Genomic DNA, 14,952 nt, shown 5'->3' with positions numbered 1-14,952 from the left:
TCGCTTCTACCCCTCGCCGCAGAGCCGTTCCCGCAGATAGCGCTCGAATTCGCCATGAAACTCGTCCCGCTTGAGGGCCAGGTCCACCGTCGCCTTCAGGAAGCCGAGCTTGTCACCGCAGTCGTGGCGGGTCCCTTCGAAGAGGCAGCCGTAGATCGCCTCGTCGCGCGAGAGGGTGAGAAGGGCGTCGGTGAGCTGGATTTCCCCTCCCTTGCCCGGTTGTTGTTTTTCCAGGATCGGAAAGATGTCGGGGGTGAGGACATAGCGGCCGATGATCGCCATGTCGGAGGGAGCCTCCTCGCGCTTCGGCTTTTCCACCAGGTCGGTCACCTCGAAGACCCGTTCGGTGATCCTGCTCGCCCTGACGCAGCCGTAGGAGGAGATGTTTTCCATCGGCACCTTCTCTAGGGCGAGGACCGACCCGCGATACTTGCGGTAGACATCCAGGAGCTGGCCGAGGCACGGCCTGTCGCCGTCGATGATGTCGTCGCCCAGCAAGACGGCGAACGGTTCGTTCCCTACGAACTCGCGGGCGCAGAGGATGGCGTGGCCGAGCCCCATCGCCTGCTTTTGGCGAACGTAGAAGATGTTCACCATCTCGGCGATGTCGCGCACCTCCTGGAGCATGTCGTCCTTCCCCTTTTCCTGGAGGAGGGCCTCCAGCTCGAAGGAGATGTCGAAGTGGTCTTCGATGGCCCGCTTTCCCCGGCCGGTGACGAAGAGGATCTGCTCGATGCCGGACGCCACCGCCTCCTCCACCACGTACTGCACGAGCGGTTTGTCGATGAGGGGGAGCATCTCCTTGGGAGATGCCTTGGTGGCGGGGAGAAACCGCGTGCCAAGACCTGCCACCGGAAAGACCGCTTTTTTTACCTGCATGATCCGACTCCTTTCAGATCGGGTTAATCGCCCCGATGCAGATCCGCCAGGATCTCGGGGATCAGTTCCTCTTTTCCCATCGCCATGATGTGGATGCCGTCGCAGTGGGGACGCAGGGTCGCCACGAGGCGCCGGGCGATCGCCGTCCCCGTCTCCAGGGGGCGGGGGGCATCATCGAGCTCGGCGACGAGTTCCTGCGGGACCGTGAGCCCGGGGATGCGTGCGTTCATGTAACGGGCCATGCCGGCCGACTTGATCAGGATCACCCCGGCGATGACCTTCACCCCCAGGGGGCGTACCGCTTCCCCGAACCGGATGAGCTTTTCCGGGGAGAAGAGCGCCTGGGTCTGGAAGAACCGGGCGCCGGCGGCGGCCTTTTTGCGCAGTTTGGCCAGGGTCAGTTCGAAGGGCTCCGCTTCCGGCGCCGCGGCGGCTCCGGGATAAAAACGGGGAACGCCGTGCAGTGCCGTGCCGGCGAGGTCCCGGCCGGCGTTCAGGGTGGTGATGGCCTGCAGGAGCTGCACGGCGTCCAGGTCGAAGACCGGTTTGGCGGCGGCATGGTCGCCGAAGGTGATGTAGTCGCCGGTGAGGGCCAGGACGTTGGTGACGCCGAAGGCGGCGGCGGCCAGAAGCTCGCTCTGGAGGGCGAGGCGGTTGCGGTCCCGGCAGGTGAGCTGGAGGATCGGCTCGATCCCCTCCCGCACCAGCAGCGCTGCCGGGGCCAGGGGGGAGATCCGCATGTTCGCCCCCTGGTTGTCGGTGACATTGATGGCATCAACCGTTCCCCGGAGGGCACGGGCCTTTTCCAGGAATTCTCCGCAGTCGCTCCCCTTTGGGGGGGATATTTCCGCGGTCACGGCGAACCGGTCGGCCGCGAGCAGCTCATGCAGGGGGGATGTCATCGGGGAGGTCATCTTATCTTTCCAGTGTGAGGCTCCCCGGCTTGACCAGCTTCGAGAAGTCCTTGGGTGGGGTCGTTTCCGGAGAAAGGGGGCGGCCGTCCCGGTCCCTGAGTCGGACGAAGATCTGGTACCAGGCACATTCCGCGTCGGGGGATACTTCACACTTCCCCTCGCTCATGCCGCCGCAGGGACCATTGAGGATACCTTTCGGACAGGCCGTTACCGGACAGATGCCGGCGGTTTCATTGAGGCGGCACTCTCCGCAGAGGGAGCAGCGCTGTTCGAACTGGCCGAACCGGCGGATGTTGCCGAGGAACAGGGTGTCGAGGGCGGCGATGGTCGCGCGGTCCGAGCCGGCCGAAACCGATTGGACCCCGGCACCGCACGAAAGGACGATGAGCGCCTCGGCGGCCGTCACCATCTCCCCCTTGGCCCGCAGGTCCCGCTGCACCCGGAGCATGTGGCATGCCTCGTCGATCACCATCGATCCGGTGACCTCCTTGCCGGCGGCAATGAGATCCTCCTGCATCCGCCAGACCTGTTCCTCTCCACCCGACTTGCAGACCGTCGCACACTTGGCGCAGCCGATCAGGAAGACGCGGGAAATGTTCTCCAGGGAAGCGAGGATCTCGGAAAACGGTTTCTGCTTGCTGACGATCATGGCTCGTCCTGGACAGCGTCGGTGGTGGTGCCTCCGTTGATCGGCGCCAACGGTGAAAACGGTCTCAGGATAATACGGGAACGGGGATGGCGTTGTAAAGGGAGTTTGGGGGGCGACAAACAAAAAAAATCCCCCGGAGGGCGGGGGATTTCGATGTCGAGAGGGGATGGAAAATTTATGCCGCGGCGGAGGGGCAGCCGGCGCAACCGCCGCCCGAACCGCAGGGGGGGGCGTCGGGTTTCTTGCTTCCGCCGCTGCCGTAGCCTTCGGCGTACCAGCCTCCCCCCTTGAGGGCAAACCCGCTCTGGGAGATGAGCTTCTGAACCGCGCCGCCGCAGGAGGGACACTCCGTAGCCGGCTCGTCGGAGAACTTCTGGCGCAGCTCGAAACGGTTATCGCACTGGGTACACTGGTATTCGTAGAGTGGCATCGCTGGGGGGACCTCCTGTGAAACAATTTTCAACCAATATAGTGATTCGCTGAGGGTTTTGTCAACCCACCGGGGTGCTGAAATTTCGCCGCATCAGCGGAGCAGCCCGGTAACCGCCGCGGCGGTTACCCCCATGACCCGGATCGTCTTGTGGCGGGATCGTTCACCCGCAACAATGGTTACCGCCGATTTCGGGACTCTCAGGAGCTTGGCGATGAATTCGACGCAGAGGCGGTTTGCCTCCCCTTCCACCGGAGGGGAGGTGAGCCGGAGCTTGAGGGCGTCTCCCTGGACGCCGCAGAGCTCGTTTTTCGAGGCCCGGGGCTGGACGTGGACGCTGAAGGTGGCGCTGTCGGCGGCCTCGGAGATTTTCAGGCCGCCGGCGGAGGTGTCAGGCTTCATCGAGGGAGAGCATCTTGTAGTGGGTGTCGAGGAGCGACTTGAACGAGCTCTCGAACTGGACCTTCTGCCGGCGGAGCTCCTGGATCTGGTTCCCGAGCTGGGCGAGGCGGCGTTCGGCGTCGACCAGGAGCTTCTCGGCCTTCATCTCCGCCTCTGAGATGACGAGGGAGGCCTCCTTCTGGGCGTTGGCCTTCATCTCTTCGGTGATCTTCTGGGCGGCGAGCATCGCCTCCCGCAGGTCCTTCTCTTGGCGAGCCATCTGCTCCACGTCCGCCGCCGCCTTCCGGCACTGCTCCCGGAGTTCGGTGTTCTCGCGGACAAGTCCCTCCATCTCCTGGGCTACCATCTGGAGGAAGCCGTCCACGTCCTCCGGATCGAGGCCGCCGAGCATCTTACCTTTGAACTGCTGCTGCTGGATGTCGAGGGGGGTTATCTTCACGGCATCACTCCCATACCGACTTTCATTTTATATCCGAGGTCGTAGATGGTGCGGACCACGAAGCTCTGGAGAAAGTAGATGGCCACCAGCACGATGATCGGCGACAGGTCGAGACCCCCCAGGTCGGGGAGGATGCGGCGGATCCGTGTGAGGACCGGTTCGGTGCTCCGGTAGAGGAAACTGACGATGGGGTTGTACGGATCGGGATTCACCCAGGAGACGATGGCCCGGGCAATGATGACGTACATGTAGATGGTGAGGAGGATGTCGGCTATTTTTGCGATAGCCAGGAGAAAATTGGCGAAGACGAACATGGGATTGCCCCTTCGGAGGGATGGCTACCGGTCGATTTATACCGAAACGGCCCTGGCGTGTCAAGGAAACGAGCGCTATTTCGCCGTCTTCTCTCCCGTATAGACCGTGGCGATGCCAAAGGTGAGGTCGCGGTAGGCCGTGTTCCGGAAGCCGACCGACTCCATCAGGGACTGGAACTCCCCCTGGGTGGGGAATTCGAGGACCGAATCGGGAAGATACTTGTAGGCGCTGAACCGCGAGAAGAGGCCGCCGATGACCGGCAGGACCCGCAGGAAGTAGAAGTAATAGATCTTCTTGAACAGCAGGGAGCGGGGGGTGGAGAATTCGAGGATCACGGCGCGCCCCCCCGGCTTGAGGATCCGCAGCATCTCGGAGAGTCCCCGGGCGCGGTCGACGACGTTGCGGATGCCGAAGGCGATGGTGACGGAGTCGAACGTGCCATCGGGAAAGGGAATCGCCTCGCACGGGGCTATTTCCATGGTGATCCGGCCGGCATAGGGGGAGTGGGCCACTTTTTCCCGGCCGAGGGCCACCATCCCTTCGGAAAAGTCGATGCCGACGATGGAGACCGACGGCGGTGTCTGGCGGGCGATCTCCAGGGCTACGTCGCCGGTGCCGGTGGCAACGTCGAGGACCTTTCCCCCGTCACTCCATTTGGCGAGCCGGACCGCCACCCGACGCCACCGGCGGTCGATGCCGAGGCTGAGAAGGCGGTTGAGGAAGTCGTAGCGGGGGGCGATGTCGCTGAACATCTCCCGGATCCGTTCACCCTTTTCCGATAGCTTGTACATGGTATTAATTCTGTCCTTTTGGCGGCAAGAGTGGTATAAATCTTGATTCAATTACCGGGGGCAACCCGACGTTTGTAGCACACAACCCGGTACCCGCGCCAGCAGATTTTGGCTGGCGCCGGTTGCCTGCGGCTCCGCCGATTGCCCCCGGCCGACTCCCCTAAACACAAGGAAAGGTGCGGTTCAGACCGTGGCTCCGTTAATCCGCTGGCAAGACATCGCCGACATCGTCATCATGAGCTTCCTCGCGTATCAGCTCTACAGCTGGTTCAAGCATACGCGGGCGATGCAGGTGCTGATCGGCATGGCCTTCCTCGTGGGGGTCTATTTCGTCACGAAGAACCTCGGGCTCTTCATGACGAGCTGGATCCTCCAGGAACTCGGCACGGTGCTCTTTGTCCTCATCATCGTGATCTTTCAGGCGGAGATCCGGCAGGCGCTCTATCGCTTCAGCCTGCTGCGCAATCTTTTCGGCCGCCAGGAGGGTGGGGGGGAGATCGACCTCGCCGATTTCTCCCGGACCATCTTCGGCCTTGCCCGCGAGCGGACCGGCGCCATCGTCGCCTTTCAGCGCCAGGAGGCGCTCGACGACTATCTTCTGCACGGGGTCCGTCTCGACAGCCTCCCCAGCAGCCAGCTCCTCGGCAGCATTTTCCTCAACGGGACCCCCCTCCACGACGGGGCGGTGGTCATCAAGGAGGGCCGCATCACCGAGGCGTCTTGTCATCTCCCCCTCTCGGGAAAGGCCGAGCTTCCCCGCCACTTCGGCACGCGGCACCGGGCCGGCATCGGGCTCAGCGAGCGTTCCGACGCGGCGGTGGTGATCGTCTCGGAAGAGCGGGGGGAGGTGGGGCTCGCCCTCGGCGGTGAGATCGAACGGATCGGGACGGCGGAAGAGCTTGCCGAGCGGCTGCGGGGGCTCCTCTATCCCCAGCGGCAGGAAAAGGTCCGCCTGCCGCTGCGGCAACTCCTCTTCCGCAACCTCGTCCCGAAGATCGTGACCGTCCTCGCCGTGGTGGCGAGCTGGCTCGTCATCACCACCAAGCAGGGGGGGATCTTTACCGTCACGGTGCCGATCAAGTTCCACAACCTGCCGGCCAACGTGGTGCTCGTCAAGAGCGCACCGGAGGAGGTAGAGGTGCAGCTCAAGGTTTTCTCAAGCCTGATCCCGTCGCCGAAACAACTCGATATCGTGGCCGATCTGGACCTCTCCAATGTTCGCGAAGGGGTGAACAACCTGGCGATCCGCGAAGGGGACATGAAGCTCCCCCTCGGGGTTGTGGTCACCACGGTGAATCCGCCGATGGCGAGGGTGACCGTCGCCCGCAAGGTGCGAAAGCCGCTCCGGGTGAAGGCAAAGACCGTCGGCGAGCTTCCCGGCCGGCTCCGGCTGCAGAAGATCAGGGTGGAGCCGGGAGAGGTGCTGGTGGAGGGGCCTGAGTACCTGATGACCCAGTTCGATACGATCCGCACCGAAGAGATCAATCTCGGGCAGTTCCGGGAAAGTGCGGTGGTGGATGCGAAGCTTGTGCCGCCGTCGCCGCAGCTCAGGGTGCTGCGCGAAGAGCCTGTTCGGGTGCGGATTGTCGCCTCGGGACGATGACGGTGCGGGGCTGGAGCGATAATAGTTTGACAATCGGGTGACGTTTTGTTATAAAAATCCAGTATTTTTTTGAATGTGGTAAAACAAATATCATGAAGGAGGGAGTATGAACATACGATTGCGGCTTGCCGCGCTCACCGTCTTCCTGCTCGTTTTTCCTTCCCTTTCCTTTGCCGCCAAGACCCATAAAGTTCGCAAAAACGAGACCGTTACCTCCATAGCACGCAAGTATCACGTCAGTGCCGGCGAGCTCAAGGCCGCCAACAACCTCGCCAAGAACCGCGTTTCTCCCGGTACCGTCCTCGTCATCCCTCCCCGCACGGCGGCTGATACTTCCTCTGATGCTCCCAAGACTTCGGCAAGCACCTACAAGGTCAAAAAGGGGGATACCCTTGCCAAGGTGGCACGCAAGACCGGTGTTGCCGAGGGGGAACTGCGGCGGCTCAACGCGCTGCGCAAAAACCGCCTGAAGCCTGGACAGTTCCTCGTACTGAAGGAGGCCGATCCGACTCCGGCGGCGGAGCCGGCACCGAAGCTCTCCCTGAAGAAGCCCCTCAGAAATGGTGAGCTCTTCAGCGAGAAGGAATACGAGCAGAGCCTCGCAGAACTGATGGATGGCGATCCGGACCGTCCCGCCGATTTCACCAAGGGGGTAACGCTCCAGGTTGACGGTATCACAGAGCTGAAAAAGAGCGCCTACAGCTTCATCGGCACCCGGTATCGCTTCGGGGGAACGACCCGTCGTGGTCTCGACTGCTCCAGCTTTGTCCAGCACGTGTTCCGGGAGCTGGACGTAACCCTCCCCCGCACCGCCCGCGAGCAGTTCCAGATGGGGAACGCGGTGGCCACGGGCGACCTGCAGAAGGGCGATCTGCTCTTTTTTCACACCTACGCGCGCTTTGCCTCCCACGTCGGCATCTATCTCGGCAACAACAAGATGATCCATGCCTCGTCCCGCGACCGGCGCGTCGTGATTTCCTCCATTGATACCCCTTACTACCGTTCACGGTTCCTGGGGGCCAAGCGGATCGCCAGGGTCAATCCCGACACCCTCAGGCTTGATGACCTGACCGCCGGGGTCGAGGAGGAAGGGGTTGAGGATATCCTGATGAACGACACCCTTGGGGTCAGCCTGCTCAAGTAACCGGCGGACCCTTTTCGCTGACTATCGAAATCCGGCCGTGGGCCGGATTTTTTTTTGAGGTGCACCGCCGATGCTTCCCCTGATCGTCACTGCCGCCATCATCTCCCATGGTGGCCGGATACTGCTCACGCGGCGCAAGCCCGACGCCCCCTATCCCCTGCTCTGGGAGTTTCCCGGCGGCAAGCTCGAACCGGAAGAGCACCCCGAGGCCTGCATCGTCCGCGAGGTGCGGGAGGAGCTCGCCATGGAGGTGGCGGTGGAAGGGATATACGAGGTGGTGTACCACCGCTACCCCGAACGGCCCGTCATGGTCCTTGCGTACCGCTGTTCCTGGACCGGCGGGGAACTCCGGGAGCTCGACGTTGCGGGGCACTGCTGGGTTCTTCCCTCTGAGATTCCCCAGTTCGACCTCCTTCCAGCCGACATCCCCCTTGCGGAGAGGATTGCACGTGAGTTCGCCCCTGCGGATACTCCTTCTCTATAAATCGCACCCCGCCGGAGCGCGGGATCCCTACACCTCGCTGCTCCCCACCGGCCTCGGGTACATTGGCGCCGTGCTGCGGACCCATGGCTTCGACCCTCTGCTGGCCAATCTGTCGGGCTCTTCCTGGGCCGATGCCGAAGCCCTCCTTGTCCGGGAGCGGCCAGACCTTCTCTGTATCTCCCAGTTCACCCACAACCGGTTCGAGTCGCTCAGGCTTGCGGCCCTGGCGAAGCGCCTCCTCCCCTCGTGCACGACCCTGCTCGGGGGGCCCCACGCCACGCACACCGCTGCCGCCATTCTGGACAGTCACCCCGAGGTGGATGCCGTGGTGCTCGGCGAGGGGGAGGAGACCGTCCTCGACGTTGCCCGGATGCTGGCTGGGGGAGGGGGGGATTTCCTTTCGGTGCCGGGGCTCGCGTCCCGGGGGGGGGAGTGGTGCGCTCTTCCCTCCGGCCCCCGCTGTCCGATCTCGACCGGTTGCCGTTTCCCCTCCGGGGGTACGAACGGGCCGAGGGGTGCGACATCCGCCGCCAGTTGGAGTTCATCATCACTTCCCGGGGATGCCCCGCGTCGTGCCGTTTCTGCTCCTCCCCCCTGTTCTGGGGCAAATCGCTCCGGTTCCGCTCTCCCCGTTCCATGGTCGACGAGATTCGCCTGCTCCGCGACCGCTACGGACTCATCTACTTTTCGCTGCGGGACGATACGTTCACGGCGCGGGCCGATCGGGTGATCGAATTCTGCCGCCTGCTGCTGGAAGAGCAGGTGCATATCCTCTGGAGCTGCCAGTCGCGCGTCAACTGCGTCGATGAGGAGATGCTCCTCTGGATGCGTCGGGCCGGCTGCGAGTGCGTCCAGTATGGTGTCGAGTCGGGATCGGAGAGGGTGCTGGCGCTGCTCGGCAAGCGGATCACACCGGAGCAGGTGCGACGTGCTGCCCGGGCCACCCGCCGGGCGGGGATCGCGCTCTCCGTCTACCTTATTGCCGGTGTTCCGGGTGAAACCGAGGAAGACGTGCAGGCCACGGTCACGCTCGTGAACGATATCCTCCCCCACGACGGACAGGTGGCCCCCCTGGCCTATTACCCCGGCACGGCCCTCTTCGCCGATGCCGTGCGGGAGGGAGGGGTCCCCCCCGATCTTTTCGAGCGGCAGCGGGGCGAGGCGTTCTATGTCCGGACCGACCCTGCCGTCACGCGCTCCGTGGAAACGATCCTCCGTGCCGTGGACCGGGCCGGACGGCGCGCCCGCTTCGGTCCGGCGGATTTCGCCCGCCAGCGGCAGCTCCTCGGTTTCTGTCACGCCACGGCGCTGGCGCTTGGGGGGTGGCATGAGGATCGCGGAGATTTCGGCTCCGCCGGCGATGCTTACCGGGAAATCACGGAACGGCAGCCGGAAAACCCGTGGGGATGGCTTGCCCTGGGGGGGCTCTTCGGCGAGGCGGGGGAGATCGACGAGGCTGAGAGGATGTTCCGGCGGGTCGTGAAGCTCGTGCCGTCCCACCTCCCCGCCTATCTGGCGCTCGGCGATCTGCGGCTCATGGCCGGGGATCGGAAGGGGGGGCGACGGCACTACGAACGTGCCGGTGAGCTCGATCCCCACAATGGGGAGGCCCGGGACCGTCTGAAGAAGCTCGGGAAAAGGGAATGAAAAAAGGCGGCACCCTGGAGGATGCCGCCTTTTCTGCTGTTGGGGTCGTGTCTACTTCCCTGCGGTCCGCAGGCCCGGTGCGAAGATGATCTTCTCGAAGGTGCGGTTGAGGGTCTTGCTGTGGAAGTTGACCATCGGCGGCGAGTCGGGGAACTCGACCTGATCGCCTACCTTTACCTTGGTCTGCATGACGGCAACCCACAACTTCTGGCCGTTTTCCTCGACTTCCAGGTAAGTATAACCAGCCGCGTCCATCGTAGAGAGGACTTTCCCCTTGTGGCCCGCACCGGCGGGAATTTCCTGGGGCTTCAGCCCGGCGTGCGGATCACCGCCGCCATGAGCTGCATCCTGGGGCATCTGGCCTTGAGCCGGCATGCCGCTCTGGGGTGCTGCCGGAGTTTCCGGAGCCTTCGGCTTCTCCTTGCACCCGGCGGCGGCAAGGGAAACGACTGCAAGAGCAACCAATACTGTCTTTTTCACCTGTATCCTCCTGTCTGGGGTTTCTACAAAACGGAAACTTATCATAGGTTCCGAATGTTTTACAACATCAAAAACAACGGCCTATTTTCCCAGGATTACCTCGCCGGTGTCGGTGAAAAGCTTGGCGGGGAGCTGGAAAACCCGCTTGAAGATGTCGAATACTCCCCGCGCCATGGACTTGACCGGGATGGCGGTGACGACCGGGTCGTCCCATTTCCCCTTTGCCTCGAAATAGGTCGTGATGAAGTTCTTGTCCTTGCCGGTGAGGATCCAGCCGACGATCGGAATCCGGTTCACCACCTTGTCGACCGTCTGCAGGGGCTGCACGCCGACGGTGGCGTCGATCTCCTCCCGGAACAGGTCGATTTTCCCCACGGCCGAGATGTTCATCGCTTCGCTGTCGATGAAGAGATCGTTGGAGGCGATGACGCCGTCGTGGACCGAGAAGGTGGCATTGATCTCGTTGTACGGCATCCCCCCCGACACCATGTCCGGGAGCCTGAACTTGAAGAGCTGGGAGACGTTGAGGATGGAGAATATCTTCGACAGGACCGAGTATTTGCGCAGTGACCCGTCCTGGAGGTGGAGCTTCACGTTGCCGAGGAGGGTCTTCTTCAGGTCGGCAACGCTCTCCCCCTTGGCGGTCAGCTCTGCCTGAAGGGCGAGGGAGCCGGTGATGATCTCGTTGCGCAGCCGGAGGTTGAGGGCCTGGACCAGTTGCTCCGCCGACACGTCATCCACCGTGAGGCTGGCCTGATAGCGCGACTGGCCGGCGGAGCCGAAATCGGCCCGGACCCGGCCGGAGACCGTGCCGCCGAAGGCGCCGAATTCCAGGGGCTGCAGGTAGAGGATGCCATCCTCGTACATGGCGACAGACTTGAGCTTCTTGAAGGGGAGATTCTCGTATCTTCCCGCATCGGCATTGACGGCGGCCCTGATGGTAAGGGGGGAGCCGTTGCCGGTGCCGGGGCGCCGCACCCCAGCCAGGAGGATGACGTCGCCGACGTCGAGAAACGGCGCCGAAAGGGTGAGGTCGGTGCGCGGATGGCGCAGGTCCTCAACCGTCCCCTTGAGGGAGAAAACGGAGTTGTTGACCTTGCCCGAGAGGGTGCGGATCCTGAGGGTATCCTCGTGAAGGGAGAGGCTTCCCTGGAGCTGCTGAATCCGGGGGGCACCCTTGGGGGATCTGAGCCCCAGATCGGCGAGGTCGAGGGACGGCGATGAAAAATCGACCGCAAACGACGGATTGTCGAACCCGGTGAGGGTTCCCCTCCCGGAGACCGGGGAGCTGCCGAGCATCATCGAGAGGCGCGGCGTTTCGAGCGATTTGCCGCGGAAGCGGATGCTGCCGTTGATGTTCCCCAGCGGTTTCATATCCGCTGCCGGTCGGAACGAAGCCCCTCCCAGGGCAATTTCTCCGCTCCAGTTCATGTCGGCCAGGGACTCCGCTTCCCCCTCGCCCCGGGCGTTCACCTGCATCCGTCCCTGGGGGAGGTATGGGCGCGCCCGCGGCACGAGGGGGGCCACGGCGGCCATGGAGAACTGGTTGCTCCTGATCTCCAGATGATTGGGCGTTCCCTTCCCCGGATGGAACCGGGCGTTGAGCCCCAGGGCGAGGGGCGGGAGGGTGTACTGGCACGAAAGGGTGGTAGGGACCGTCCTGCCGAGCCCCAGCTTGAACGACAGCGTGTTGGGCTGGCCCGCCGGCTTGGCGACGACGTCCACGAAGCTGTAGGCGGCACCCGCCAGGTTCCATTCGCCGTTCAGGGTGTAGCCGGAGGTGAAGCCCGCGCCGGTGAGGCGCAACGTTGATCCCCCCGCCAGATGGAGCCTGGCGCCGTGGGTCGGACCCATGAGCCAGGCAAGCTCCGGCTGCTCGGGGGAGACCACGGCGGAGAACGGGTAGCCGGAAGGGGTGTCCAGGGGGTAGTCGGAGATCATGCCGTTCATGGTGAAGGGAGAGCTTCCGAACTTGCCCGCCATGTTCCGGAGGGTGAAGTTCTTGCCGGCCAGCTCCAGTTCCCCCTTGATGCCGGTGAAGGGGGGGACGCCGTGCCCCATGTCGACGATGGCGCCGCCAAGGGCCCTGGCCCTGACCGTCAGGATGTTGTAGTTCTGCCCCCGCTCCATGTGGAGGATCTGGCTTATCCGGCCGTCGAGCCTCCCGTCGTCGACCCGGAAGGTTCCCCCCTTGATGTGCTGTTCGATGAACCGGGAGGTGTCGTCGGCAATGATGCCAAAGGGGATGTACCAGAAGAACTTTTCCAGCTGGAACGGGGCGATGGTGGTGCGGGCAACGATCCGGGGATCGCGGGTGTTGATATCCTTGATGGCGCAGCTTCCCTTGACGGCGAGGCCATCCATCCGGAGATCCACGGCGGAGATGTCGACCTCGCGGGAGGTGCGCTTCATCTCGTAGGCCAGCTGCAGATCCCGGGGGGTGAGGACGGCGTGGAAGACCTGGGGGTAGTCGAACCGCAGCCCCGCAACCCGCACCGTCCCCTTGGAGGCGAAGTCGCCGGCGGTCCCCTCGAAATGGCTCTCCAGGTTGAAGCGGCCGGCGAGTTGCCGGAACGGGACGAACCGGGCGTAGTAGGGCCAGTAATGGCCGGCATCGAGATTGCGGGCGAGCACCTTCACGTCGACGCGGGAGTCGGCGAGTGGGTGATCTTTGGGGGCCAGTTTCACCGATCCGCGGACCGAAAGGGTGCTTCGGTTCCTCCCCTCGGCGATGGTGGTGGAGAGCTCCAGGGCGGTCCTCTTCCCCCGGGTCAGCCGGTCGAGGCTCAGGTCGGTCTTTTCGAAGACCGTCACCACCCCGTCGGGAGCGGCGGCGCGGTCGGTGAAGGTTACGGTCCCGTCGGCGATCCGGATGCCCCGCAGACGCAGAGCCACCCCCTCTTTTTTCTCCTCCAGCAGGTCGCTGATGTTGAAGGTGCCGTCGGGGGTGCGGACGATGCGGGCCGTGGGGCGCTCCACCTCCAGCGTGCGGATCACCACCCGCTTATCCAGAAGCGGCAGCAGGGCCAGCCGGAAGCTCAACCGGTCGGCCGTGGCGAAGACGGAGCTGCCATCCTTCTCCATGATGGCAACCCGGGTGAAGCTGAAGGCCGGACCGAAGCCGATGGAGACATCCCCCTTCTCGTAGGTGACCTTGCGGTTCAGGGCCTTCTCCACCTCGGCCAGGATCTGCCCCTTGTAGGTGTCGAGTTCGTGGAGCCGGGCGACGAGGATGGTGCCGGCGGCGCCGAGGAGCACCGCCAGCGTCAGCAGCACGGCGATGATGAGGTTCCTGCGTTTCGGGGTCATGGTGGCGGTCCTTGCGTCCGGGGGGAGCCGGGGTAATCAGAAGGGAGTATACTCCCCCCCGTCCCCTGTCGCAACCTCTTGTTTTTCCGGCAGAGCCTGCGTTGACGGGGAGTGGGAGAGGGGTATACTTTTTTCATGATCACGACCACGCTCCGGTGCCTCGTCATTTTCCTTATTGTCTGGTTGGTTGCCTCGTTCGCACCCCATGACGCCGCGGCGGCAACGGTGCGGGTCGTGACGGTACGGGGGGCGGTCAATCCGGTTACCTCGTCCTACCTCGCGCGCAATCTCGCCGACGCCTCCCGCAGCGGCGACAGCCTCTTCCTGATGGAGATGGATACTCCCGGCGGCCTTGACAGCGCCATGCGGGAGATCGTAAAAGGGGTCATGGCAAGTCCGGTTCCCGTGGCGGTCTTCGTTTCGCCCTCCGGCGCCCGGGCCGCCTCGGCCGGAGCGGTCATCGCCCTGGCGGCCGATGTCTGCGCCATGGCGCCGGGGACGAACATCGGCGCGGCCCATCCGGTTTCCCTTGGCGAAAAGCAGGACCGGGTCATGGAGGAGAAGGTCCTGAACGACGCCGAGGCCTACGTGGAGGGGATCGCGACGCGCCGCGGCAGAAACGCCGACGTGGCCCGACGGATGGTGCGGGAGAGCCTCTCGCTGCCGGCAGAGAGGGCCCTTGCCGAAAAGGTGGTCGACCTTGTGGCGGTTGACCGGCGCGAACTCCTCCGAAAGCTCGACGGCTGGCGGGTCGTCCGGGGGGAGCGGACCATGGTGCTCTCCCTTGCCGGCGCCACGGTGCGGGAAGCGGCGATGGGGCCCCGCGAGCGGGTGCTCGACGTCATCGGCAATCCGAACGTCGCCTACATCCTCCTCATGCTCGGCTTCCTCGGGATCTTCTTCGAACTCTCCAATCCCGGAGTGATCCTGCCGGGGGTCATCGGCGGCATCTCGCTGCTCCTGGCGTTCTTCGCCCTCCAGACCCTGCCGGTGAACTACGCCGGAGTGCTCCTCATCCTCCTCGCGCTCATCCTGTTCATCGCCGAGATCAAGATCGTTTCCCACGGAATGCTGACGGTCGGAGGGGTAATCGCCATGGTCCTCGGGTCGCTGCTGCTGTTCGAGTCGCCGGAGCCGTACCTGCGGGTGTCGTGGCAGGTGATCCTGGTGACGGTTGCCGCTGTTTCCGCATTCTCGGTCTTTGCCGTCACCATGGCGGTCCGGGCCCACCGGAAAAAGCCCGCCACCGGCCGCGAGGGGTTGCAGGGAGAAACCGGGAGCGCCCTTACCCCCCTCGCCCCCGAAGGACGGGTCTTCATCCATGGCGAATACTGGAACGCCTGGAGCGACGAGCCGGTTGCCGAAGGGGAACGGGTGACGGTGCTGGCGGTGGAGGGGATGCGGCTGAAGGTGAGAAGGGCCGGAATCGGGGAGTGATAGCCGGAGACCCCGGAACAGCCTGATTT

General features: G+C 64.0%; 15 protein-coding genes and 1 pseudogene. 6 read left to right on the top strand and 10 right to left on the bottom strand.

What is annotated here, in order from left to right; genetic code table 11:
- Nucleotides 1-6 precede the first annotated feature (6 nt).
- The 8 genes from galU to ubiE all read right to left on the bottom strand — a co-directional run bounded on the left by galU (nucleotide 7) and on the right by ubiE (nucleotide 4,819).
- Nucleotides 7-879 carry a UTP--glucose-1-phosphate uridylyltransferase GalU gene (gene galU / locus GPICK_RS11930; RefSeq protein WP_039743493.1) on the bottom strand — a complete coding sequence of 291 codons (873 nt, stop codon included), beginning with the start codon at nucleotides 877-879 and terminating at the stop codon, nucleotides 7-9.
- Between the two features lie 23 nt (nucleotides 880-902).
- On the bottom strand, nucleotides 903-1,781 hold the full coding sequence (locus GPICK_RS11925) for a methylenetetrahydrofolate reductase (RefSeq protein ID WP_144400141.1): 879 nt from the start codon (nucleotides 1,779-1,781) through the stop codon (nucleotides 903-905).
- 13 nt (nucleotides 1,782-1,794) lie between these two features.
- A complete protein-coding gene (locus GPICK_RS11920) occupies nucleotides 1,795-2,442 on the bottom strand; it encodes a methylenetetrahydrofolate reductase C-terminal domain-containing protein (protein ID WP_039743491.1) in 648 nt (215 codons plus the stop codon).
- A 175-nt stretch (nucleotides 2,443-2,617) separates the two neighbouring features.
- Nucleotides 2,618-2,872, bottom strand: coding sequence for an FmdB family zinc ribbon protein (locus tag GPICK_RS11915; RefSeq protein WP_039743489.1), 255 nt, complete (start codon nucleotides 2,870-2,872; stop codon nucleotides 2,618-2,620).
- A 93-nt stretch (nucleotides 2,873-2,965) separates the two neighbouring features.
- Entirely contained in the window at nucleotides 2,966-3,274 is a 309-nt protein-coding gene (locus GPICK_RS11910) for a DUF167 domain-containing protein (RefSeq protein ID WP_039743487.1), read from the bottom strand.
- Nucleotides 3,264-3,713: a DivIVA domain-containing protein gene (locus GPICK_RS11905; protein ID WP_039743485.1), complete on the bottom strand. Its 450-nt coding sequence runs from the start codon at nucleotides 3,711-3,713 to the stop codon at nucleotides 3,264-3,266. The genes GPICK_RS11910 and GPICK_RS11905 overlap by 11 nt, the downstream gene beginning before the upstream one ends.
- Nucleotides 3,710-4,027: a YggT family protein gene (locus GPICK_RS11900; protein ID WP_039743484.1), complete on the bottom strand. Its 318-nt coding sequence runs from the start codon at nucleotides 4,025-4,027 to the stop codon at nucleotides 3,710-3,712. The genes GPICK_RS11905 and GPICK_RS11900 overlap by 4 nt, the downstream gene beginning before the upstream one ends.
- Before the next feature lie 75 nt (nucleotides 4,028-4,102).
- Nucleotides 4,103-4,819: a bifunctional demethylmenaquinone methyltransferase/2-methoxy-6-polyprenyl-1,4-benzoquinol methylase UbiE gene (gene ubiE / locus GPICK_RS11895; protein WP_039743482.1), complete on the bottom strand. Its 717-nt coding sequence runs from the start codon at nucleotides 4,817-4,819 to the stop codon at nucleotides 4,103-4,105.
- Nucleotides 4,820-5,009: 190 nt separating this feature from the next.
- On the opposite strand from ubiE, the gene cdaA reads away from it, so the two are divergent.
- From cdaA to GPICK_RS11875, 5 genes and pseudogenes are all read left to right on the top strand, one after another.
- Nucleotides 5,010-6,422: a diadenylate cyclase CdaA gene (gene cdaA / locus GPICK_RS11890; protein WP_039743481.1), complete on the top strand. Its 1,413-nt coding sequence runs from the start codon at nucleotides 5,010-5,012 to the stop codon at nucleotides 6,420-6,422.
- Between the two features lie 106 nt (nucleotides 6,423-6,528).
- A complete protein-coding gene (locus GPICK_RS11885; protein ID WP_039743479.1) occupies nucleotides 6,529-7,566 on the top strand; it encodes a C40 family peptidase in 1,038 nt (345 codons plus the stop codon).
- A gap of 70 nt (nucleotides 7,567-7,636) precedes the next feature.
- Nucleotides 7,637-8,050: a (deoxy)nucleoside triphosphate pyrophosphohydrolase gene (locus GPICK_RS11880; RefSeq protein ID WP_039743476.1), complete on the top strand. Its 414-nt coding sequence runs from the start codon at nucleotides 7,637-7,639 to the stop codon at nucleotides 8,048-8,050.
- Nucleotides 8,016-8,354 (top strand): annotated as a pseudogene (locus tag GPICK_RS17850) (cobalamin-dependent protein); the annotation flags it as partial. The gene GPICK_RS11880 and the pseudogene GPICK_RS17850, both read left to right, overlap by 35 nt.
- The gene (locus GPICK_RS11875) at nucleotides 8,297-9,697 is read left to right on the top strand and encodes a radical SAM protein (RefSeq protein ID WP_330217049.1); all 1,401 of its coding nucleotides are present in this window, start codon (nucleotides 8,297-8,299) and stop codon (nucleotides 9,695-9,697) included. The pseudogene GPICK_RS17850 and the gene GPICK_RS11875, both read left to right, overlap by 58 nt.
- 51 nt (nucleotides 9,698-9,748) lie before the next feature.
- Here the strand turns inward: GPICK_RS11875 and GPICK_RS11870 are convergent, their stop codons facing one another.
- Complete coding sequence (locus GPICK_RS11870; protein ID WP_039743474.1) at nucleotides 9,749-10,177, bottom strand: hypothetical protein; 429 nt, start codon at nucleotides 10,175-10,177, stop codon at nucleotides 9,749-9,751.
- Between the two features lie 81 nt (nucleotides 10,178-10,258).
- On the bottom strand, nucleotides 10,259-13,486 hold the full coding sequence (locus tag GPICK_RS11865; protein WP_039743471.1) for a YhdP family protein: 3,228 nt from the start codon (nucleotides 13,484-13,486) through the stop codon (nucleotides 10,259-10,261).
- A gap of 135 nt (nucleotides 13,487-13,621) precedes the next feature.
- On the opposite strand from GPICK_RS11865, the gene GPICK_RS11860 reads away from it, so the two are divergent.
- Nucleotides 13,622-14,923 (top strand): NfeD family protein, encoded by a 1,302-nt coding sequence (locus tag GPICK_RS11860; protein ID WP_039743469.1) that lies wholly within the window; start codon nucleotides 13,622-13,624, stop codon nucleotides 14,921-14,923.
- Nucleotides 14,924-14,952: the final 29 nt, after the last annotated feature.

Source organism: Geobacter pickeringii (genome assembly GCF_000817955.1).
Classification (GTDB): domain Bacteria; phylum Desulfobacterota; class Desulfuromonadia; order Geobacterales; family Geobacteraceae; genus Geobacter; species Geobacter pickeringii.
This window is presented reverse-complemented; position numbering and strand designations above follow the sequence as displayed.